A 22,103-nucleotide genomic window follows, 5' to 3' on the forward strand; every position below is an offset into this window, starting at 1 on the left:
AAAAATACAACATGAAAATATTAGCGTTTGCTGCTAGTAATAGCAGAAATTCAATTAACAAAACATTCGTTACTTCGGTTTCTAAATATTATAAAGAAAAGGACGATGTTATTGATATTTTAGACCTGAATGATTACGAAATGCCTATCTATTCAATTGATAGAGAGCTAGAATCTGGTATTCCACAACTGGCACTGGATTTTGCTGCTAAAATTGATGAAGCAGATTTCTTATTAATTTCAATTGCCGAATATAATGGATCTTACAATGTTGGATATAAAAATATCATTGACTGGGTTTCGAGAATTGCTGGCCGTAAAACCTTTAATGGAAAACCCGTCTTCTTACTAGCAACCAGTCCTGGCCCTATGGGAGGTACTACTGTATTGACCACAGCTGTCAATAGAATCACTTGGGATGGAGCAGAAGTATTGGATTCATTTTCATTACCACAATTTGCGAATAACTTCGAAGTAGGTAAAGGCGTGACGAGTATCGAACATAGAAGTAAGCTAGAAGCTAAAGTACGCGCTACGAAACGCGCTCTAAAAGAAAAATTATTAAAATCAGTTTAACAACAACTTAACAGAAATCGGCATAGTCTTCTATGGCTTTTTTTGTAACTTAGGACTATTAAATGTTAAATATATGGCTAAGAAAATATTATTACTTGTTGGAGACTTTGTAGAGGACTACGAAGCCATGGTACCATTCCAAGCAATGGGTGCCATCGGTATTGAAGTTGATGCCGTAGCTCCAGATCGTAAAAAGGGAGATGTCGTACCGACAGCAGTTCATGATTTTACAGGCGATCAAACTTATAAAGAATTACGTGGACATAATTTTGGCATCAATAAAGATTTCGATAGTATCCAGGTAGAGGAGTATGACGGCCTGTATATTGCAGGGGGGCGATCAGCGGAATATATTCGATTAAATAAACGAGTTTTAGAAATAACAAAGTATTTCTTTGATCAAAATAAACCTGTTGCTGCAATTTGTCACGGAATCCAGGTGCTGACTGCGGCAAAAGTGCTTCAGGGTCGTACGCTAACCGCTTATGTCGCAGTGGGGCCTGATATCGAATTAGCTGGGGGAACCTGGAAAAATATTCCTGCAGATCAAGCGGTCGTAGATGGCAACCTGGTTACTTCGCCTGCTTGGCCAGGTCATCAGGCTATCCTTAAAGAGTTTTACAAATTATTAGGAATCACCATATCACTTTAACTCTTATTCCTTTCAATGAAAAAAAATAAACGGGTATGGTTTATCATCATACCCCTTCTCGTTATTATAGCGTTTATGCTTAAAGATTCATTTACACAAAAAAGTATTGAAGATCTTCCAGGAGACTTTAAAGAAGTTGCCTTTGTTAGAAACGATCAAAATAAAGGAGAAATTATTCGAATTTATGCAATTTCTGTTGGTAATCCATCAGCAGCTGATTATCAAGCTTGTATAGATCTGCTCCCCGTCAATGATTATGGGAGTACAACTACAGCTTATTTTTTTGATAAAAATATGCCTTATCCGACGACGCTTACTTTAGAAGCACCACATTATGATGGAAAGAAATATGAAGCCATTCAAATTTCCAAAAAAACGGGATCAGATAAAGAATAAAAACACTAGATAATTTATTTATATTTAAAGAGAATACCATGTGTTCTCTTTTTTTATGTCCCATTGATCTTAATTATGAAAAAATTACTCCTTCTGATTCTTTGTATATGCTGTATATCTCCTATATATGCACAGAAAAATAATCTTTCTTCACTTTGGAAACAGGTGGATAGCTTGGCAGATCATCAGTTTTGGAAAGAATTACCCCCTATCCTCTCTAAAATAGAAACAGAAGCAATAAAAAGAAGTTGGTATGATGAACAGATTAAAGCTTTTCTTTATCAAGAAAAAGTAAAACTACAGACATCTGATAACACCGATATAAAAGTACAAGTCATTCAAGAATTTGATGATAAGATAAAACAAGTAAATAATAAAGCCGCAAAAGCAATTTTAACAATTCAACAGGCTCGAAATTACAGTAACTATCTAACAAACAATTATTATGTTATCAATCAACGCACAGAAATACAAGGAGGAACAAAGCAAGATTTCACATTTTGGACAAAAAATCAATTTTATCAAAACATAGAATCACTCTATAAAAGTGTATTGATAGAAAAGAATACGTTGTTAAATGAATCAAAAGAAAAATGGATCAAACTGATTGAGGTTGAGAAACATCAATATCTACCCACGCTCTATGATATAGCTGTCTATGACTATATTGATCTGTTAGAAGGAAATCAGCAATATCAAATGTCCTTAGCGAATAATCAGAAAGATATTCGTATAAAATTAGTTGATAGTTTATATCAAAACTTAATCGATATCCATCAAGGAAAAAATAACGATGCCTACTTATTCAATGTCTATCAACTCTTTCAAAAGAAACAGAGCCAAGATTCACTCAAAGCCAAAGAGCTTGAAACTTGGATTGCAAAGTATAATCATTCATCGCTTAAAGAAATAATGATTGTTGATCTTATCAATATTTATAGAAATAATGCGAGTACAGCATCTCCAACTCGTCAAAATAAATTGGATGAATTCATTCAAAAAATTGATGCATACCTACCCAGAGCAGACAGCTTAAACACGAAGAATTATTTAACTGCTATCCGTGCCAACATTTTCAAACCATATGTGCAATTAGAGGTTAAAGAATTTAACATACCAAATAAAGAAGCATTGCTGAAAGTCAAACATCAAAATGCAAACAAAATTTATTACAAAATTGTACAACCTAAAAATATTTTCAACCGCCTTGAATCCGAGTTGATCACCTATTATGACAGTACGATCTTCGATAGGATCAATACATTTATCAAAAATAATGTCGTATTGAAAGAAGGTGTCTTTGAAGTAAGGTACTTCAAAGACAATGTCGTACACGAAACGACTATACTCCTACCACAATTACCTGCTGGATCCTATACCCTTATATATTCATCCACTCCATTTGATCAAGGTTATGATCAGAAAGCAATCTATGGGCATTTAAGATTAAATTACAGCCAATATGCCATTCTGAATAAAGACAATAAAGTCCTGATTTTGGATCGTGAAACTGGAGAAAAACAAACAGGTGCTGCTGTCAAATTTTATGCTATTCAACAGGATAAATACGTTGAACAATCATCATCAAGAACCAATGAGTTAGGTGTTTTTTTAAATGACGATAAAAATAGAAACTCATTTTTAACCGTTAATGATGAAAACATCATCGTTCCATTTAACAACTATTATTACTATAGAAACCAAAATGTTGAGAATAATGAGACGACCTATGATGCAAAAGTTTTCACCGATCGTTCGATTTATAGACCGGGACAGATTGTATATTTCAAAGCAATAGTTTATAAAAACTATGAAACCATTAAATATACTGTTGTTCCAGATAAAAAAATTGTGGTTGAACTCGTTGATGCAAACAATCAAAAAGTAGACGCAAAGACATTAACTACGAACGAATTTGGCTCCGCTTCAGGATCTTTTATACTCAACAACGGAGGCCTAACGGGCAACTATTCTATTCAGATCAAGGAAGGAAATATCAATCAAACTTATTCTTTTCAAGTCGAAGAATATAAGCGCCCAAAATTTGAAGTGACTTTTGATGAATTTAAAGATAAAAAGTCATTAGGAGATAGCATTTTCATTACTGGAAAAGCTGTATCTTTTAATGGAGTACCACTACCCCATGCTCAAGTAGCCTATACTGTCGATATGATAGAAAGTAGGTTTAGGATTAATGACGGATTTTATAGCGATTCTTATGACAGAATTATAGCTAGACCGAGAACCGAAAAAATTAAGGCCGACACTATCCTAACGGATCAGGATGGCAATTTTAAGATTAATTTTAAAAGTGAATTGCCGAAGGATCTTGACAAGAAATTGAAATTAACCCAGAATTTTCGTGTAGAGGTTTCAGTAATGGATGTCACAGGTGAAACGAATGAAAGCGCAACGAGCTTAACGATTGGAAATATTCCTTTTAACTTAGTGCTAACTGTCCCATCACAAACAAATGCAAATAACTTAGATTCAATTGGTATAAGAGCTCTTAATCTATCTGGACAGGAAGTATTAGCAAAAGGTAAAATAATCCTCAAAAAGAAAAAAGAAAGAACCCGATTAATTTTACCTCCTTTATTTTCTATCGAAAATAATTACAGCTATTACAACAGTATACCTCAAAAAGAGTTCTTACAGAAATTTCCGTATGAATCTTATGGAAATGAATATACCCAAAAAGATGAATATACGAATCTAGACGAAATTGAATTTGATTTAGCAAAATCTAAAAAAATAAAATTGCCGAACAGTACAGACATGGTCGGAATGTATAACATCGAAGCAATTTCTATTGTAGAACGCGATACTATTCGTGAAGAACAAAACTTTGAAGTCTTCCATAATAAGTTGCAATCCGATCAAAAATCAACCTTAAAGATAACAACAGATAAAGATCGCTATGAAATCGGAGATATTGCAAAAATAAGTTTACAAACAGATTTTGATGCGCTCCAGCTGAACATTACTTCTTCTGAAAATGAAAAAATAGATTTTAAAACTATCTCTTCAAATAAAACGAGTATTCAAATTGAAATTCCTAAAACAACTAAAAACAGTTTGGTATTGAACTTTGCAGGAATGAAGAATGGTCAATTATTTACTCATACCAAATCATTGGATATCATTCAAAAAATACCATCATTAATCCTTGAAACCAGAACGTTTCGGAATAAGTTGTATCCAGGACAAAAAGAGCAATGGGAACTTTTAATTAAGGGAAATAATGGTGAAAAATTAGCTGCTGAAGTTTTAGTGAATATGTATGATGCTTCGCTAGATAAATTAAAGGACGTTTCTCCGCATAACTTCTCCTTCGTTCCGAATCGTTTCAATTATCCATCTTACAGCACTTGGTCTTATTATAACCAGAATGTAGAAAGTCAGTTTTTCCGCAATGATCAGTGGATAGACTTTAACAGTCAGCTCACTTATGATCGATTTAAAACTTTTGGATTTAACATCAATAATTATGATCAAGATAGCAGAATAGGAATAAGAGGTATTTCTGGTATAAGTAAGGGCGATGCTAACAATATGACAAGTCAACTACAAAGAAAAGTAGCCGGAGTATCAAGTAGTGCTCCAATGACGAGCGATGCAGGAGCAATGTACGATCAAGTCTCCGAAGTTGTGGTAGTACCCGAACCTGAGAAGACAACGACGATTCAGATCCGTAAAAACTTACAAGAAACGGCATTTTTCCTTCCCCAACTTCGTACAGACAAAGATGGAAACGTTATCTTCAGTTTCGATTCTCCAGAAAGTTTAACCCGTTGGAAGTTTATGGCACTAGCACATTCCAAAGACTTAGCCATTGGTACTTATACAGCTTTTGTTGAAACCCAAAAGGACTTGATGATTATTCCCAATATGCCTCGATTCTTCAGAGAAACGGATCAGATTACACTCCAATCTAAAGTCAATAATCTTTCAGAAAATGAATTGAATGCTGGAGTTACACTGGAATTATTTGATGCGCTAACCCTGAAATCTTTGGATATCATTGCTTCAGAACAACAACTGACATTGTCAGCCAAAAATAGTAAAAGTGTTGAATGGGATATTAAAATTCCGAAAAATATAGAAGCCATTACTTACCGTATTGCAGCAAAAGCAGGGAAATTCTCGGATGCTGAGGAGTCTACGATTCCAGTTTTAAAAAACAGCATGCTCGTAACGGAAACCTTACCTATCTCGGTAAGAGAGGGACAGGTAAAAACGTTTGAAATGCCGAATTTAAACAACTCTTCTGCAACAACTGAACCCTACCAATACACGTTAGAATTAACAAGTAATCCCATCTATCATGCATTATTCGCTTTACCTTATGTCAATGAATACCCTTACGAATCATCAGAATCTATTTTTAGTAAATTCTATTTAAATTCACTGTCGACACATCTGGTGAACCAAAATCCAAAAATCAAAACAGTTTTTGATTCGTGGAAAAACAACAAGCAGTTAAATTCAAAATTGAGCATTAACGATGATCTTAAAAGTATACTGATACAAGAAACTCCTTGGCTTCAAGATGCTTTAAGAGAAGAAGAAACGATGAAAAATATAGCGAATTTATTTAATCAAAATTCCATTAAAAGCAATCTAGAAATAGATCTCAATAAACTTGCCTCTTATCAATCAGCTAACGGTGGTTTTGCTTGGTACCCAGGCGGAAATCAAAGTTTCAATATCTCAAGTTATATCTTAACGGGAATCACTAAATTAACAGCCCGTCATGTTATTCAAGAATTTGACTTGATGGATAAAATTAATCCTATCCTTACAAAAGGGTTGCAATATCTAGATAACGAGATTTTATATAGTTGGAATCGTTACCAAGAAAATAATAAGCTGAAACCAAGTATTGAACAAGGAATTCAATATTTACTGATCAGAAGTGCCTATCCAGCACAAGCAAAAAATAATAAGTTGCAACCCGTCATTGACTATTACTTGAAAGAAATCGATAAGGACAAGCTTAATTACGATTTAGCGAAGCAAGCACAAGTAGCCATCATTCTCAATCGTTATCAAAAGAAATCAGAAGCTCAACTTGTCATCAAGCAATTGCAACAAAAATCTGTGGAGTCCGAAGAAAAAGGGATGTATTGGAATCAAAATCAAGCAGGATGGACATGGTTTCAGGCACCTATTGAAACCCAAGCCATGCTCATACAAGCATTTGAAGAAGTAAACCAGGATAAAAAAGCAATTGAGAACATGAAGATCTGGTTAATCAAAAACAAACAGGTTCGTCACTGGAACTCAACCAAAGCTACTGTAGCAGCTGTAGATGCACTACTTAATTATGGTGAGCATTGGATCGATGGTCAAGATGACTTACGTATAAAAGTTGCTGGAAATTCCTTAGATCTCCATGGTATCAATAAACAAGCAGGGTCTGGCTATTTAAAAGAGGTATGGTTTAAAACCGAAATAAAACCTACACTAGGAACAGTCGAAATAGCAAAAAATAGTCCTGGCGTTGCGCTCGGAGGTTTATACTATCAATACTTCGAAGATCTAGATAAAATTCAATCATCTTCTTCTACTATTGCATTACAAAAGGAACTATACATCAAAAAAATAGAGCAATTGAAAGAAGTTTTGATCCCCATAACGGCCACTACTCCTATTCAACTTGGAGATATCGTTAAAGTCAGAATTTCAATAAAAACAGACCGCAATTTAGCGTTTATTCATTTAAAAGATATGCGTGCTGCAGGTTTTGAACCTACAAATGTAACTTCCACTTATAAATACAAACAAGGTTTGGGTTATTACGAAAGCACAAAAGATGCAGCAACGAATTTCTTTATGGATTATTTACCACAGGGAAGTCATGTATTTGAATATGAGTTAAGAGCAAATAATGCAGGTAAGTTTTCGAACGGAATAACAACTATTCAGAATTTATACGCACCGGAAATGTCAGCACATTCTGTTGGAATTGGGGTAAAAATTAATAATAAATAAATGCAACAACATTTTTGTGTTAATCCGTTATCAATTAACATAAACTTAACAATTAATTAATATTATTTAGAGTACAATATTAATTAAGTACATTTACATTTGAAGCGAATCACAAACAAGAATTATTAAGAGATATGGCACGGAAATTCATACCTAGAGATGTCAGTTGGTTAAGTTTTAATGGAAGAGTATTACAAGAGGCAGCAGATGAAACCGTCCCTCTTCCTTCTAAAATAAGATTCTTAGGTATATTTTCCAATAACTTAGACGAATTTTTCAGGGTACGCATACCCGGATTAAAACGGGCAATTGACATTAAAGATAAAGAAGCGAATTCCTCTTTCTTTGAAGATCCACAAATTATACTCGATGAAGTCAATGATATCGTCATCAAGCAACAAAGAAAATTTGACAACATCTGGAATCAAGTACAGAAAGAAATGGCAAAACAGCATGTCTATATAAAAGATGCTGGCCAATTAAATCTGGAACAAGAAAAATTTGTTGAAAATTTCTATTCCGAAGAAGTGGAGTCCAATGTTATTCCTTTATTGTTGGATGACAATCGCCCAATGCCTTATCTACGCGACAAAAGCCTTTACCTAGGTATCTCCATGCGTAAAAAGGAATGGGAATATGAAACTAGATTTGCTATTATAGAAATCCCAACAACATTAAATGGTCGGTTTATTATTCTACCTGCTTCTGCAAAAGAAAAACATATCATTTTGCTAGAAGATATTATCAAGTTCAATCTACCTTATATTTTCTCCTATTTTGGTTTCGATGAATTTCATGCACATGTTTTCAAGATTACAAAAGATGCAGAATTTGATCTGGACAATGACATCAATACCACATTAGCGGAAAAAATTTCTAAAGGAATTAAAAATCGGAGAAAAGGGAAAACAACACGCTTTATCTTCGATAAAGAAATGGATCCCAAGCTTATTGAATTTTTAATCAAGAAATTACAATTAACGAAGAAAGATAACATTATACCAGGTCAGAAAATTCATAATTTCAAGCATTTTATGGATTTCCCTAATGTTTTTAAACAAACACATCACCCTATTGAAAGAACACCTTTTACTCATCCTCAGCTTAATAATACACATAGGATAACCGATATCATTATTAAGAAAGATATTCTGTTGTCCTTACCTTACCATACTTTCCGTCCTGTGATCGACTTATTACGTGAAGCAGCGATGGATCCAGATGTCAAAACAATACAAATCACCGCATACCGACTAGCTTCTAACAGTAAAATAGTAAATGCGTTGATTAATGCCGCTAGAAATGGAAAAGATGTTATTGTCATGTTAGAACTTCGCGCACGTTTTGATGAGGAAAACAATTTATTCTGGAAAGAACGGTTAGAACTGGAAGGTATTCATGTTTTAACAGGTGTGCCGAATAAGAAGGTGCATGCTAAGCTTTGCATCATTAAAAAAAGAGTCGGTAATAAAACGGTTCAATATGGTTTTGTGAGCACGGGGAATATCAATGAAAAAACAGCTAAATTATATGGTGATTATTGCTTACTGACAAGCAACAGAAGTGTAATGGCCGATATCAATAAAATATTCCATTTTCTTAAAAAACCAAAAAGCAATCCAGTTGATGTGATTAAAAATTGTCACAGTTTATTGATTTGCCCTACTGATATGCGTCAAGGTATACTAAACTATATCGATAAGGAAATGGAGGAAGCAAAGGCAGGCAGAAAGGCACGAATAATACTCAAAATGAATTCGCTAAGTGACAAGATTCTGATCAAGAAACTTTATGATGCGGCTGAGGTTGGTGTACAGATTGATATGATTGTGAGAGGTATATTTTGTGCAACAAATCAAACAAAATTTAAGAAAGCGATGAACAGTATCAGTATTGTAGACGAGTTCTTGGAACACGCGCGAGTTATGTATTTCTATGCTTCGGGAAAAGAAATCACCTATATTTCATCAGCAGATTGGATGACTAGAAATCTGGATCATCGTATAGAAGCTGCGATTAAAATTAACAGTAAAAAAATAAAAGATGAGCTAAAAGATATGTTGCACATTCAATTGCGAGATAATGTTAAAGCACGCATCTTGAACAATCAACTGAATAATCATTACGTAGAGAATAAAAAAGAACCCTGTCGTTCTCAAATTGAAATCTACAATTACCTGAGAAAAAAGACGGACGAAATTTAATTTCATAAAAAAGGGTCACACAACAGTGTTGCGTGACCCTTTTTTAAAACCCTTCATATCTATTATCCTCTACTGTTATAGTTAGGAGATTCTTTGGTGATCGAGATGTTATGTGGATGTGATTCACGTAATCCAGCACCTGTAATACGAACAAATTGTGCATCTTGTAATTTTTCTATCGTAGCAGCACCACAATATCCCATAGAAGCTTTTAAACCACCCATATACTGATAAACAACTTCTGCCAAGGTACCTTTATAAGGAACGCGACCAACAATACCCTCAGGAACTAGTTTTTTGATATCATCTTCAACATCTTGGAAATAACGATCTTTCGATCCTTTTTCCATCGCTTCGATAGACCCCATCCCACGGTAGGATTTAAACTTACGTCCTTCGTACATAATGGTCTCTCCAGGAGCTTCTTCAACACCTGCAAATAATGATCCAGCCATAATGGTATGCGCACCAGCGGCAATTGCTTTTGCGATATCACCTGTTTGTTTAATTCCACCATCTGCGATTAATGGAACACCAGTACCTTTTAGTGCTTTAGCAACTTCATAAACTGCATATAGTTGAGGTACACCTACACCAGCGATGATACGTGTCGTACAGATAGAACCTGGTCCAATACCTACTTTCACGGCATCTGCACCCGCATCAGCTAATGCTTTTGCTGCAGCACCAGTAGCAATATTCCCAACAATGACTTGTAATTCAGGAAAAGCGGATTTTACTAATTTTAACTTATCGATTACTCCTTTTGAGTGACCATGAGCGGTATCAATGGTAATGACATCAACGCCAGCCTTAACGAGGGCCTCTACGCGATCTAATGTATCTGGAGTAACACCAACTGCCCCACCCACTAAAAGACGTCCATGTGTATCTTTCGCTGCGTCAGGATAATATTTATATTTCTGAATATCTTTAAAAGTAATAAGACCTTTTAAGATACCATCTTGATTAACAACTGGAAGTTTTTCTATTTTATAATTTTGCAGAATCTCTTCGGCTTTCACTAAATCTGTACCTTCTGGAGCAACCACAAGATTTTCTTTCGTCATTAATTCTGCAATAGGCTGATTCATATCTTTTTGAAAACGAAGATCGCGATTGGTCACAATACCAACTAATTTACCTTTTTCATCGATAACAGGAATACCCCCAATTTTATGATCTTTCATAATTTTGAAAGCATCTCCAACCGTAGCTGTTTGCAATAAAGTAACTGGATCTTGGATCATGCCACTTTCCGAACGCTTTACTTTACGTACCTCCGCAGCTTGCTCCGCAATCGTCATGTTTTTATGTAACATACCAATACCGCCCGCTTGTGCGATTGCGATGGCTAAATCAGCACCCGTAACCGTGTCCATTGCCGCAGAGACTAATGGAATATTTAATTTGATTTTTTTTGTCAAGAAAGTACTTGTATCGACATCACGAGGTAAAACTTCAGAATAAGCTGGAATTAATAATACGTCGTCGTAGGTAAGTCCTTCTGCTACGAATTTTTGTGGATCTAATTGCATGGCAAATATGTATTGGGTTTTCTATTTGCCAGGCAAAATTAAGAATTTTTCACAAAAAATGAAAATTTATTTGAGTAATTACATTCAAATGATTAAAATAACAATCTCTTTACCTTATTTTTTTATTTTTTTGTAACTCCTCATACAACTTTGGCAAGCTATTTGCATGGGTTCTCACAATTAATTTAAAAACAAAATTTATTTAAGATTATGAAAAAGATATTACTATCAGTAGCAGCGGTTGCAATATTAGCGTTAGGTGCTCAAGAAGCAAAAGCTCAAACTCCTTACAAATCGGCATTAGGTATCGTATTTGACGGTAGCGATGGTGCAAATGTTGGTATTCAATACAAAACAGCTTTAACAGGAACTACAGCTGCGCAATTTCAAGCTGCTTTTGGTGATCAATGGCTTTCATTAGGTGCAGATTGGCAATATGAAAAAGCTTTACGTGGAGCTGAAGGTTTAGCTTGGTATGTAGGTGTTGGTGCACAAGTAGGTTTCATCACTGCTGATCACGTTGATAACAAAACATTTATTGGATTACGCCCTCAAGTAGGTTTGGAATACAAAATTCCTACTATTCCAATTGGTCTACACTTAGATTACAAACCATATTTAGGTTTGAATAATGATTCTGGATTCAATGGTGACGGATTCACTTTTGGTGTTAAATATGTTTTGAAATAAATCTAACTATAATTAAAACAAAAAAGAGGGTTTTCTTAATTGAAAGCCCTCTTTTTTGTTTTTAAACACAGAAAAATTTTATTATTTTCATTAAACAACTGATATTTTCGAAAATCCTTGAAATAATGGTGTTAAGATCATAAAATAAAACTTTCCATTCTACAAAATTTTTATACCTTTGCCATTCTTGGAGAATTGTAATTTTTCGAACAAGAATAAGTTATCAATTATATAAATATAATATCAAACTAATACACTAAAAACAGACGATGCAAGGTAAAGGGCTGATTAAATTTTTGGTGATAGCGGTATCAATAGCATGTCTATATTCCCTATCATTCACTTTTGTAACCCGCAAAGTTGAGCGTGATGCTGAAAATTATGCAAAAGGAGATATGGTACGTGAAAAATCGTACTTAGATTCTATCGCTGGCGAGGTTGTTTATAACTTAGGTTTTGCTAAGTATACCTATAGAGAAGCGAAAGCACAAGAACTTGCTTTGGGTTTAGATCTTAAAGGTGGTATGAACGTTACAATGGAAATCTCAATTGATGAGTTGATCCGTAACTTAGCCGACAATCCTAAAGACGAAAAGTTCAATGCGGCGCTAGCAACTGCGATTACAAAAAGTAAAACGAGTCAAAAATCTCTAGTAAATTTATTCATTGAAGAATATAAAGCTACAGGTAATTCGACACCACTTTCAACTTTCTTCGCGACTAAAGATAATGCATCTTTAATTAAAGCGGGAGATTCTGATTCACAGTTACAGTCATTCTTACAAAAAGAAGCTGAAAATGCGATTCAGAATTCATACAAAGTGCTTCGTACACGTATTGATAAGTTTGGTGTTGCTTCTCCTAACATTCAAATTCAACAAGGTACAAATCGTATCTTAATTGAATTACCTGGTGTTAATGATGAACAACGTGTTCGTAAATTATTACAAGGATCTGCTAAGCTAGAGTTTTACGAAACACATGCGAATCAAGAAGTATATCCGTTGTTAGAGAACATTAACAAAACGTTATCTGCAACTTTAAAAACTACTGCTACTACAGAAAAAGCAACGACAGACTCCACTAAAAAATCAGATGATCTGTTGGCCAATTTAGGTGCAAATAAAAACAGTAAAGATAGTTCAGCAGCAAAACTATCACAAGAAAATCCATTATTTGACGTCTTTAAGCCAGCTGTTTACATGGGTGAAAATCAGCAAATGGCTTTAATGCCAGGTGCAATGGTGGGTAGCGCAGATCTTAAAGATACCGCAAAAGTAAATGCGTTTCTAAATAGACCTGAAGTAAAATCAATTATTCCTGGAAACTTAAAGTTACTTTGGTCAGTAAAACCTGAGGCTAAAACACCTAACATTCTTTCATTATATGCGATCAGACCTGCTGGTGTTGATAACGGACCTGTTTTAACAGGTGATGTTATTAGCAATGCACGCGATGAGTTTAATGAGAGAAACGAGCCTGTTGTTTCTATGCAGATGAATAGTGAAGGCGCTCGTGAATGGGCTAAAATCACTAGAAAAGCTGCTCAAGGTCACCAAGCTATTGCAATCGTTTTAGACAATGTTGTGTATTCAGCTCCAGGAGTAAATGAAGAAATCGCAGGTGGTAACTCTTCCATTTCAGGCTCTTTCACTGTAGAAGATACAAAAGATTTAGCCAACGTATTGAAAGCTGGTCGTCTACCGACTACAGCTAAAATTGTTGAAGAGGCAATCGTAGGTCCTACATTAGGTCAATCAGCGATTGATTCAGGTGTAAATTCAGCAGTTATCGGTATTGTACTGGTACTCGTATTTATGATCGCTTATTATAATACGGCTGGTTTAGTAGCGAACATTGCTGTTATTATCAACGTATTCTTTATCATGGGGGTATTAGCATCTTTGAATGCTGTACTTACCTTACCAGGTATTGCAGGTATCGTGTTGACAATGGGTACTGCAGTAGATGCAAACGTATTGATTTATGAGCGTATACGCGAGGAGCTAACACATGGAAAGTCAATGCGACAAGCTGTTGCGGATGGTTATAAACACGCATTACCTTCTATCTTAGATTCACAAATCACAACATTCTTAGTTGGCTTAGTGTTATTCTTCTTTGGTACTGGCCCAATTTTAGGTTTTGCTACGACATTAATGGTTGGTATCGTGACCTCTTTATTCACAGGTATATTCCTTACTCGAATTATCTTTGAATGGATGTTGGATCGTGATATGAAAATTAAAGTTTCATTCCCTTGGTCAGCAAAAACATTACAGAATGCAAACTTCCAGTTCATCAAGAAAAGAAAAGGTCTTTACATTGTCTCTATTATTGTTGTAATCGCCTGCTTTGCCTCTATCTTCATTAAAGGATTTAGTCAAGGGGTAGATTTCCAAGGTGGACGTACCTATACCATTCGTTACGAAAAACCGGTTGATTTGGAATCTGTACGTCATCATTTAGATCAGGCCTTCCAAAAAACAACGGAGGTTAAAATATTTGGATCCGCTAACCAAGTTCGTGTAACAACAACTTATCACATCAACGAAACTTCCGATGATGCCGATAAAGAAGTGTTAACGAAACTGAATGAAGGATTATCTAAAGTAGATGGTGCAAATAAACATGAGATTCTTTCTTCTCAGAAAGTAGGCCCTAGTATCGCAACAGATATGAAATCCAGATCGATATATGCGACCATATTCTCTTTACTTATTATTGCAGGATACATCTTATTACGTTTCCATAAATGGCAATATTCAGCAGGGGCAGCTATTGCTACCCTACATGATGCTATCATCGTATTGGGATTATTCTCTATTTTAGACGGTATAGTTCCATTCTCGTTAGATATTGACCAACATTTCATTGCAGCGATTTTAACTGTACTCGGTTATTCCGTAAATGATACGGTGGTGGTATTTGACCGTATTCGTGAAGACGTGAACAAGCCAAATGCTTTAAGTAAAGATTTTGGCGAAACAATTAATCATGCGATCAATACAACCTTAAGTAGAACTGTTATTACTTCATTAACGATCATATTCGTATTGACAGTATTATTCATATTTGGTGGTGAAGTAATCAGAGGATTCTCTTTCGCAATCTTAATTGGTATTATTGTAGGTACTTATTCATCCATATTCTTAGCTGCTCCAGCAGTTTATGATTTTAGCAAAGGAAAACATTTGGCTAACGCTCCTAAAAAAGCAGAGCCAGTGACACCATAACTGCTGCTAAAGCAACTTTTTTAAAAGGCTTTCAGAATTAATCTGAAAGCCTTTTTTATTTTAAAATAAATTACAATAATACTTGTTGTACTAAATATTATTATCATTATATTTGTTATGCTAAATATTATCAAAACAAATATTTATATGCAAAACGAAAAATTCAATCGATACTCATTCATTCTGGAGCGAACGGCAAAAAAAGTAAAACAATTTGCTCAAAATTCATTTTCCAATAACGGATTTGACATTACAGTAGACCAATGGACAATCATTAAAACGCTCTACGAAAATGACAGTCTATTACAGAAAGAATTGGCGGAAAAATGTAATAAGGATCAACCCACATTGACACGTATTGTCGATATATTAATAAAAAAGGGATTGACCGAAAGAATAGTACATCCTTCTGATCGCCGTGGACTCTATGTTCATTTAACAGAAGAGGGACAAAAAAAAGTAGCCTTGTTATCCCCTATTATTGCCAACATTCGAATGAAGGCTTGGGACAATTTAACAGAGCAGGACTTTACAGAGCTGACCCGTATTCTTGATAAGATTTATAATAATTTAAATGACTAAAAATCGTAATATGATTACAACAGACATATGTATTATAGGCGCTGGTCCTGTCGGATTATTTGCTGTATTTGAAGCAGGTTTATTAAAAATGAGATGCCATCTTATTGATGTTTTACCCCAAGTTGGAGGTCAATTATCAGAGATATATCCACATAAACCAATTTATGATATCCCCGGTTATCCAACGATCCGTGCGCAGGAATTGATTGAGAATCAAATGAAACAAATTGAACCATTTAAACCGACATTTACCTTAGGTGAACGTGTTGATGGTTTAGAAAAACAAGAGGACGGTTCTTATATCGTGATAAGTTCTGAAGGCACCAAAATTTATTGTCAAGTTGTCGTTATTGCCGGTGGATTAGGTTGTTTTGAACCGCGAAAACCAGAAATTGTCAACTTAGCTAAATATGAAAGAAAAGGAATCGATTATATGGTCAAAAATCCTGAATCCTATCGAGATAAGAAGATTGTGATAGCAGGTGGAGGAGATTCTGCTTTAGATTGGACGATTTATTTAACGGATATTGCAAAAGAGATTACGTTGATCCATCGTAGCGATTCTTTTAGGGGAGCTCCCGATTCGGCAGATAAAGTGTACGAACTTGCCCAAAAAGGTAGAATCAATCTGTTATTGTCTCACAATCTTGCTGATGTACATGGTGCGGAGAATCTATCACACGTAATCGCAACCAATAAACTGAAAGAAGAAGTTAAAATGGAAGCGGATTATTTCATACCCTTGTTTGGTTTGACACCAAAATTGGGACCGATAGCAGAATGGGGATTAAATATTGATAAGAATGCAATTGAAGTTAATACAATGGATTATTCTACCAATGTGGAACGTATCTATGCGATTGGCGATATCAATACCTATGCAGGAAAACTGAAGCTGATCTTATGTGGTTACCATGAAGCAGCATTAATGGCACAAAGTGCATTCAAATATGTTTATCCAGATCAAAAGTTAAGCTTTAAATATACGACTGTAAACGGAATCAATACTTTTTAATGATGGAAGATATTATTCAAATAGAAATTGAAGATCGTGATGGCACGACGCAGGTGATTGAAGTTCCCACAGATGTTAACTTATCCTTAATGGAGTTGTTGAAAGCTTCAGAATATGAGGTTTTAGCAACATGTGGAGGAATGGCTTTATGTGCCACATGTCATGTACAAATTAAATCTGGAGCAGAAAACCTACCAGAACCCCAGGATCAAGAATTAGATATGCTGGACACCTTGCCAGATGCAGATAACGATAGCCGTTTAGCGTGTCAGTTACGATTAACAAATGAAAATGAAGGTTTAAGTATTAAAATCAAAGGCGCGCTTCAATAACAAATAATACAAAGTGTACTTTATACACCTTAATTTAAAAAAATAACAGCAGATCGAATTAATAGACTATGCAATTAATTTGATCTGCAATAGATTGATTAACAAGACTTAACAAAAATAACAAAATAACGAAAATACAAATCACTAATAAAAATGACAATAAAAAGCAGTAATGCCTAAAGATATTTTAGCTTTTTGAATGGAAAATTAAGATATTTGCAGAAGGATTACAATTTTCCGAATATTTTATATAAATTTTAGATAATATGCTAAGCAATCGTTCAGATACAAAATTCCCAAAAGTAGTCATCATTGGCGCAGGTTTTGGTGGAATTGAAGTTGCTAAAAAGTTAAAAAATAAGGATGTAGAAGTGCTGTTATTAGACAGAAATAATTTTCATACATTCCAACCTTTAATGTACCAAGTTGCTACGGGTACGTTATCCGCAGATTCGATCTCTTTCCCTGTTCGTAAGATGTTCAAATCTCAAGAGAATTTTAGTTTTAGAATTGCAGAAGTTAAACATATTGATTCTTCCAATAAATTAGTGCAAACAGATATCGGTGACTTCGAATATGATTATCTAGTTGTTGCGACTGGTGCTACGACAAACTTTTTTGGCAATCAACAAATTGCAACATATGCTTTACCAATGAAGAGCATTCAGGAAGCATTAAACATCCGAAGTTTTGTTTTGCAAAATCTGGAAGAGGCTGTTCAAATTGAGAACCCTGAAGAACGCAAACCATTTCTAAATTTTGTCATTGTTGGTGGTGGCCCAACAGGCGTTGAACTCTCTGGTGCAATCGCTGAAATCAGAAATAATATACTAGAGAAAGATTACCCTGAACTTCGCAAAGAGGAAATGAACGTTTACTTAGTTGAGGGTCAGAGTAAAGTATTAGCGAACTTATCTGAGAAATCTGCTGAAGATTCTGAAAGATATTTAAAAGCCTTAGGTGTTAAAATATTATTAAACGTTTCTGTTACAGGTTTTGATGGAACTGCCATATCATTTGGTGATGGAAGTACGATAGAAACAAAAACAGTTATTTGGGGTGCAGGTGTTGCGGGTCAATTTCCAAGTGGCTTCAAAAAAGAGAATATTCAACGTGGCAATCGTATTCAAACCGATGATCAATGTCGTGTATTGGATATGGAAAATGTATATGCAATTGGGGATGTTTCGGCCTTTATTACAGAAGATCTTCCCCGCGGACTACCAGGTGTTGCGCCAGCAGCACAACAACAAGGTAAGTATGTAGCAGAACACATCAGTAAAGTGATGAATAATCAATCTACTGAAAAATTCAGTTATTTCGACAAAGGTTCTATGGCTACTATTGGACGTGCTAAAGCTGTTGTCGATATGGGTAAAATACATTTCAACGGATTCTTCGGTTGGATCGTTTGGATGTTTGTTCATTTAATGTCTATTTTTGGTTTTAGAAACAAAGTGATTACCTTTATCAACTGGACGGTGAAATTTTTCACCAAGAACTCGGGTGTACGTTTGATTTTTTATAAATACAAACAACCAACTCCAGAAAAAAAGATAGAGGAAGTATTAGAAAATCACTAAAATGGATAACAAGACAATTGCTAAAAAATTCAAATTATGTAGTCAATTAATGGAATTACATAATGAAAATCCTTTTCGAATAAAAGCAATTGCCAGCGCATCCTTTAAATTAGATAAAGTTCCTTTTCAACTTGAAAATGCTTCTTTTGAAGAAATAAGTGCACAACCCGGTATCGGAAAAAGTACCGCTGAAAAAATCAAGAAACTTGTAGAAACAGGCTCCTTTGATGAATTAGATTCCATGTTAAGCATTACACCAATAGGTATTTTGGAAATGCTTAACATAAAGGGTTTAGGCCCCAAGAAAATTCAAATCATTTGGAATGATCTAGAGATTGAAAGTGTAGGAGAATTACTATATGCCTGCAACGAAAACAGGCTCATAGAGGCTAAGGGTTTTGGATTAAAAACGCAGGAGGAAATCAAAAAATCTATTGAATTCTCTATTTCCAACCAAGGTTGGTTTTTATATGCAAAAGCTTTAGCACATGCAGATCAAACATTAAAATCCTTACAGCAAAGCTTATCTCCTACCCATAGTTCATTTACAGGTGATTTTCGTAGAAAATGTGAAGTCTTAAGTGCTATCGATATTATTTTAGATGCGAGTAAAGAAGCAACATTACAGTATATCCATCGTACTTACCCCAATCATGTAAAAGAAGACAATGATTATATCTCTTTTCAAGACGAAAATGGATTTTCATTTCATATTTACGTGACTACTTCGCAAGATTTTTATAAAAACTTATTGTTAACAACAGGTTCACAAAACCATATCGAACTACTTGATCAACAAAAAATTACACCTTTAGGATCTGAAGAAGAAATATATGCGGCACATGGGTTAACGTATATCGAACCTGAATTACGGGAAGGTTTAGATGAAGTAACATTAGCAAAAACAAATCAATTACCAACATTAATTACTTTTGAAGATCTAAAAGGAACCTTGCATAATCACTCGACCTATAGTGATGGTGCCCATAGTTTGGCAGAGATGGCTCGATACTGTAAAGAAGATCTTGGACTTTCTTATTTTGGAATTTGCGACCACTCTAAAACTGCGGTATATGCCAATGGATTATCGATTGAGCGCGTTCAACAACAGAGGCAAGAGATCGATCAACTCAATCAACAATTAGCACCTTTCAAAATTTTCAAAGGAATTGAATCGGATATTCTTTCTGACGGATCATTGGATTATCCAGATGAAATTCTTGCCGGTTTTGATTTTGTTGTTGCTTCCGTTCACTCCAATCTGAAGATGGAGGAGGAAAAAGCAACTGCGCGATTATTGAAGGCAATTGAAAACCCTTATACGACTATATTAGGTCACCCAACAGGCCGTCTTTTATTAAGTAGATCAGGCTATCCGATAGATTACAAAAAAATTATTGATGCTTGTGCAGCCAATCAAGTTGTCATTGAAATCAATGCAAATCCATTACGTTTGGATTTAGATTGGAGATGGCATCGTTATGCACTGGAAAAAGGTGTATTATTATCGATCAATCCAGATGCACACCGAACTGAAGGATTACGCGATATGCATTATGGGGTCTTCGCTGCAAGAAAAGGTGGTTTGAGTGCTAAAAACTGCTTGAACAGTTTTTCTCTAGAGGAAATAGAAAGCTTTTTCGCTAAAAAATAACAATTTCTACATTCTAAATACCAATACCCCAATAAGATTAGCGAAATAATTGCAAAAAACAGTTATATTAAATATATATGACTCTATATAATGTATTGAAGACCTAACTTATTTAAATCACAATTGTTATTTTATCACCCTTTATCTCAAACACTCAATTATTAACCAACAAAAATAAATTTTCTACAAGGTTTTTTGACAAGGTCAAGGTAAAATCTACGCTAAATGGAAAAATATAATCAGGAATTTTGAAATATCTATTTTTATGAGGTCTTCAAAAAATACGTTAAAAGTAATTAATAGTACCAATAACGATCAAACATAAAATATACCAGAGCTATCTAAAGAAAATATAATGATTGACACTTTTAATGACTATATTGATGTCGAAAGAGATTAATTAAAAAATCAAAAACATAAGAAAATAGCTTTTTAATCGTTTACTTCATGTCAGCATAAGAATCTTTAAAAGAGTAATAAATTCTCAAAAAATTTTCATTACTTACTCCTAAAGATTAATATTTTTTCAGTAGGTTTGCATATTAATAAAAAGTAGCTTAACATACAGCAAATGGGTTTATTTAACTGGTTTACGCAAGAAGTTGCCATCGATTTAGGTACAGCAAATACCTTAATCATCTATAATGATAAAGTAGTAGTCGATGAACCTTCAATTGTAGCTTTTGACCGTACCACAAACAAGGTAATTGCAATCGGGCGTCAGGCAATGCAAATGGAAGGAAAGACGCATGATAATATAAAAACAGTACGTCCTCTTCGAGATGGAGTTATTGCAGATTTCACTGCCGCAGAACATTTAATTCGTGGAATGGTGAAATTAGTGAATAATGGAAAAAGTTGGTTTTTCCCATCTTTAAGAATGGTTGTCTGCATTCCATCGGGAATTACTGAAGTTGAGAAACGTGCCGTACGTGACTCTGCAGAAATTGCAGGTGCTAAAGAAGTATATCTAATCCACGAACCTATGGCTGCCGCAGTAGGTATCGGTATTGATGTAGAAGAGCCTATGGGTAATATGATCATTGATATCGGTGGTGGAACAACAGAGATTGCTGTTATTGCGCTTTCAGGTATCGTTTGTGATCAATCGATCCGTGTTGCGGGAGATAATTTTGATTCTGATATCGTTCAGTACATTCGTAGACAGCATAATATCATGATTGGTGAACGTACCGCGGAGAAGATCAAAATCGAAGTTGGTGCTGCCTTACCAGAGTTACAAGATCCACCTGAGGATTTCGCTGTTCAAGGACGTGATTTAATGACTGGTATTCCGAAACAGATTACTGTTTCTTATACAGAAATTGCACATTGTTTAGACAAATCTATTTCAAAAATTGAAGAAGCAATTTTAAAAGCTTTAGAAATCACACCTCCAGAATTATCTGCTGATATTTATCAAACAGGTATCTATTTGACAGGTGGAGGAGCTTTGTTAAGAGGTTTAGATAGAAGAATTCAAGCAAAGACTAAGTTACCTGTACATATTGCAGAAGATCCTCTTCGTGCCGTTGTTCGTGGTACTGGCATCGCATTGAAAAATATCGGAAGATTTAAATTCTTAATGCAATCGTAATTGCCACTCACATTAAAATTTTATATGCGATATAGTTGATTTTTCACTATAT

The 22,103-nt window shown here is 34.8% G+C and carries 14 protein-coding genes; 13 read left to right on the forward strand and 1 reads right to left on the reverse strand.

All coding sequences use genetic code 11. From position 1 onward, the window contains the following. Window positions 1-11 precede the first annotated feature (11 nt). From LZQ00_RS09650 to ppk1, 5 genes are all read left to right on the forward strand, one after another. On the forward strand, window positions 12-575 hold the full coding sequence (locus LZQ00_RS09650; protein WP_234509031.1) for an NADPH-dependent FMN reductase: 564 nt from the start codon (window positions 12-14) through the stop codon (window positions 573-575). A gap of 73 nt (window positions 576-648) precedes the next feature. Further along, entirely contained in the window at window positions 649-1,227 is a 579-nt protein-coding gene (locus LZQ00_RS09655) for a DJ-1/PfpI family protein (protein WP_234509032.1), read from the forward strand. Between the two features lie 15 nt (window positions 1,228-1,242). Then, window positions 1,243-1,623 carry a hypothetical protein gene (locus LZQ00_RS09660; RefSeq protein ID WP_234509034.1) on the forward strand — a complete coding sequence of 127 codons (381 nt, stop codon included), beginning with the start codon at window positions 1,243-1,245 and terminating at the stop codon, window positions 1,621-1,623. Window positions 1,624-1,698: 75 nt separating this feature from the next. Continuing rightward, window positions 1,699-7,620, forward strand: coding sequence for an alpha-2-macroglobulin family protein (locus LZQ00_RS09665; protein ID WP_234509035.1), 5,922 nt, complete (start codon window positions 1,699-1,701; stop codon window positions 7,618-7,620). Window positions 7,621-7,754: 134 nt separating this feature from the next. Next, a complete protein-coding gene (gene ppk1 / locus LZQ00_RS09670; RefSeq protein WP_234509036.1) occupies window positions 7,755-9,824 on the forward strand; it encodes a polyphosphate kinase 1 in 2,070 nt (689 codons plus the stop codon). 62 nt (window positions 9,825-9,886) lie between these two features. On the opposite strand, the gene guaB is transcribed toward ppk1, so the two are convergent. Then, the gene (guaB, locus tag LZQ00_RS09675; RefSeq protein WP_234509038.1) at window positions 9,887-11,362 is read right to left on the reverse strand and encodes an IMP dehydrogenase; all 1,476 of its coding nucleotides are present in this window, start codon (window positions 11,360-11,362) and stop codon (window positions 9,887-9,889) included. Window positions 11,363-11,572: 210 nt separating this feature from the next. On the opposite strand from guaB, the gene LZQ00_RS09680 reads away from it, so the two are divergent. The 8 genes from LZQ00_RS09680 to LZQ00_RS09715 all read left to right on the forward strand — a co-directional run bounded on the left by LZQ00_RS09680 (window position 11,573) and on the right by LZQ00_RS09715 (window position 22,051). Beyond that, window positions 11,573-12,052 carry a hypothetical protein gene (locus LZQ00_RS09680; RefSeq protein ID WP_234509039.1) on the forward strand — a complete coding sequence of 160 codons (480 nt, stop codon included), beginning with the start codon at window positions 11,573-11,575 and terminating at the stop codon, window positions 12,050-12,052. 269 nt (window positions 12,053-12,321) lie between these two features. Next, entirely contained in the window at window positions 12,322-15,288 is a 2,967-nt protein-coding gene (secDF, locus tag LZQ00_RS09685) for a protein translocase subunit SecDF (RefSeq protein WP_234509041.1), read from the forward strand. Between the two features lie 147 nt (window positions 15,289-15,435). Further along, window positions 15,436-15,870, forward strand: a complete 435-nt coding sequence (locus LZQ00_RS09690; RefSeq protein ID WP_234509043.1) for a MarR family winged helix-turn-helix transcriptional regulator — start codon at window positions 15,436-15,438, stop codon at window positions 15,868-15,870. A 10-nt stretch (window positions 15,871-15,880) separates the two neighbouring features. Further along, window positions 15,881-16,885 (forward strand): NAD(P)/FAD-dependent oxidoreductase, encoded by a 1,005-nt coding sequence (locus tag LZQ00_RS09695; protein ID WP_234509044.1) that lies wholly within the window; start codon window positions 15,881-15,883, stop codon window positions 16,883-16,885. 2 nt (window positions 16,886-16,887) lie between these two features. Next, window positions 16,888-17,217, forward strand: coding sequence for a 2Fe-2S iron-sulfur cluster-binding protein (locus LZQ00_RS09700; RefSeq protein WP_234509045.1), 330 nt, complete (start codon window positions 16,888-16,890; stop codon window positions 17,215-17,217). 266 nt (window positions 17,218-17,483) lie between these two features. Next, window positions 17,484-18,800 (forward strand): NAD(P)/FAD-dependent oxidoreductase, encoded by a 1,317-nt coding sequence (locus LZQ00_RS09705; RefSeq protein WP_234509047.1) that lies wholly within the window; start codon window positions 17,484-17,486, stop codon window positions 18,798-18,800. Between the two features lies 1 nt (window position 18,801). Further along, entirely contained in the window at window positions 18,802-20,454 is a 1,653-nt protein-coding gene (locus tag LZQ00_RS09710; protein WP_234509049.1) for a DNA polymerase/3'-5' exonuclease PolX, read from the forward strand. Between the two features lie 571 nt (window positions 20,455-21,025). Beyond that, window positions 21,026-22,051 carry a rod shape-determining protein gene (locus tag LZQ00_RS09715; RefSeq protein WP_021191193.1) on the forward strand — a complete coding sequence of 342 codons (1,026 nt, stop codon included), beginning with the start codon at window positions 21,026-21,028 and terminating at the stop codon, window positions 22,049-22,051. Window positions 22,052-22,103: the final 52 nt, after the last annotated feature.

Source organism: Sphingobacterium sp. SRCM116780 (assembly GCF_021442025.1).
Lineage (GTDB): Bacteria > Bacteroidota > Bacteroidia > Sphingobacteriales > Sphingobacteriaceae > Sphingobacterium.

Excerpts from the sequence above, each read along its gene's own strand:
- secDF (WP_234509041.1), top strand. The coding sequence starts at position 12,322 with ATGCAAGGTAAAGGGCTGATTAAATTTTTGGTGATAGCGGTATCAATA.
- LZQ00_RS09695 (WP_234509044.1), top strand. The coding sequence starts at position 15,881 with ATGATTACAACAGACATATGTATTATAGGCGCTGGTCCTGTCGGATTA.
- LZQ00_RS09700 (WP_234509045.1), top strand. The coding sequence starts at position 16,888 with ATGGAAGATATTATTCAAATAGAAATTGAAGATCGTGATGGCACGACG.
- LZQ00_RS09655 (WP_234509032.1), top strand. The coding sequence starts at position 649 with ATGGCTAAGAAAATATTATTACTTGTTGGAGACTTTGTAGAGGACTAC.
- LZQ00_RS09690 (WP_234509043.1), top strand. The coding sequence starts at position 15,436 with ATGCAAAACGAAAAATTCAATCGATACTCATTCATTCTGGAGCGAACG.
- LZQ00_RS09710 (WP_234509049.1), top strand. The coding sequence starts at position 18,802 with ATGGATAACAAGACAATTGCTAAAAAATTCAAATTATGTAGTCAATTA.
- LZQ00_RS09715 (WP_021191193.1), top strand. The coding sequence starts at position 21,026 with ATGGGTTTATTTAACTGGTTTACGCAAGAAGTTGCCATCGATTTAGGT.
- LZQ00_RS09650 (WP_234509031.1), top strand. The coding sequence starts at position 12 with ATGAAAATATTAGCGTTTGCTGCTAGTAATAGCAGAAATTCAATTAAC.
- LZQ00_RS09680 (WP_234509039.1), top strand. The coding sequence starts at position 11,573 with ATGAAAAAGATATTACTATCAGTAGCAGCGGTTGCAATATTAGCGTTA.
- ppk1 (WP_234509036.1), top strand. The coding sequence starts at position 7,755 with ATGGCACGGAAATTCATACCTAGAGATGTCAGTTGGTTAAGTTTTAAT.
- LZQ00_RS09665 (WP_234509035.1), top strand. The coding sequence starts at position 1,699 with ATGAAAAAATTACTCCTTCTGATTCTTTGTATATGCTGTATATCTCCT.
- LZQ00_RS09660 (WP_234509034.1), top strand. The coding sequence starts at position 1,243 with ATGAAAAAAAATAAACGGGTATGGTTTATCATCATACCCCTTCTCGTT.
- LZQ00_RS09705 (WP_234509047.1), top strand. The coding sequence starts at position 17,484 with ATGCTAAGCAATCGTTCAGATACAAAATTCCCAAAAGTAGTCATCATT.
- guaB (WP_234509038.1), bottom strand. The coding sequence starts at position 11,362 with ATGCAATTAGATCCACAAAAATTCGTAGCAGAAGGACTTACCTACGAC.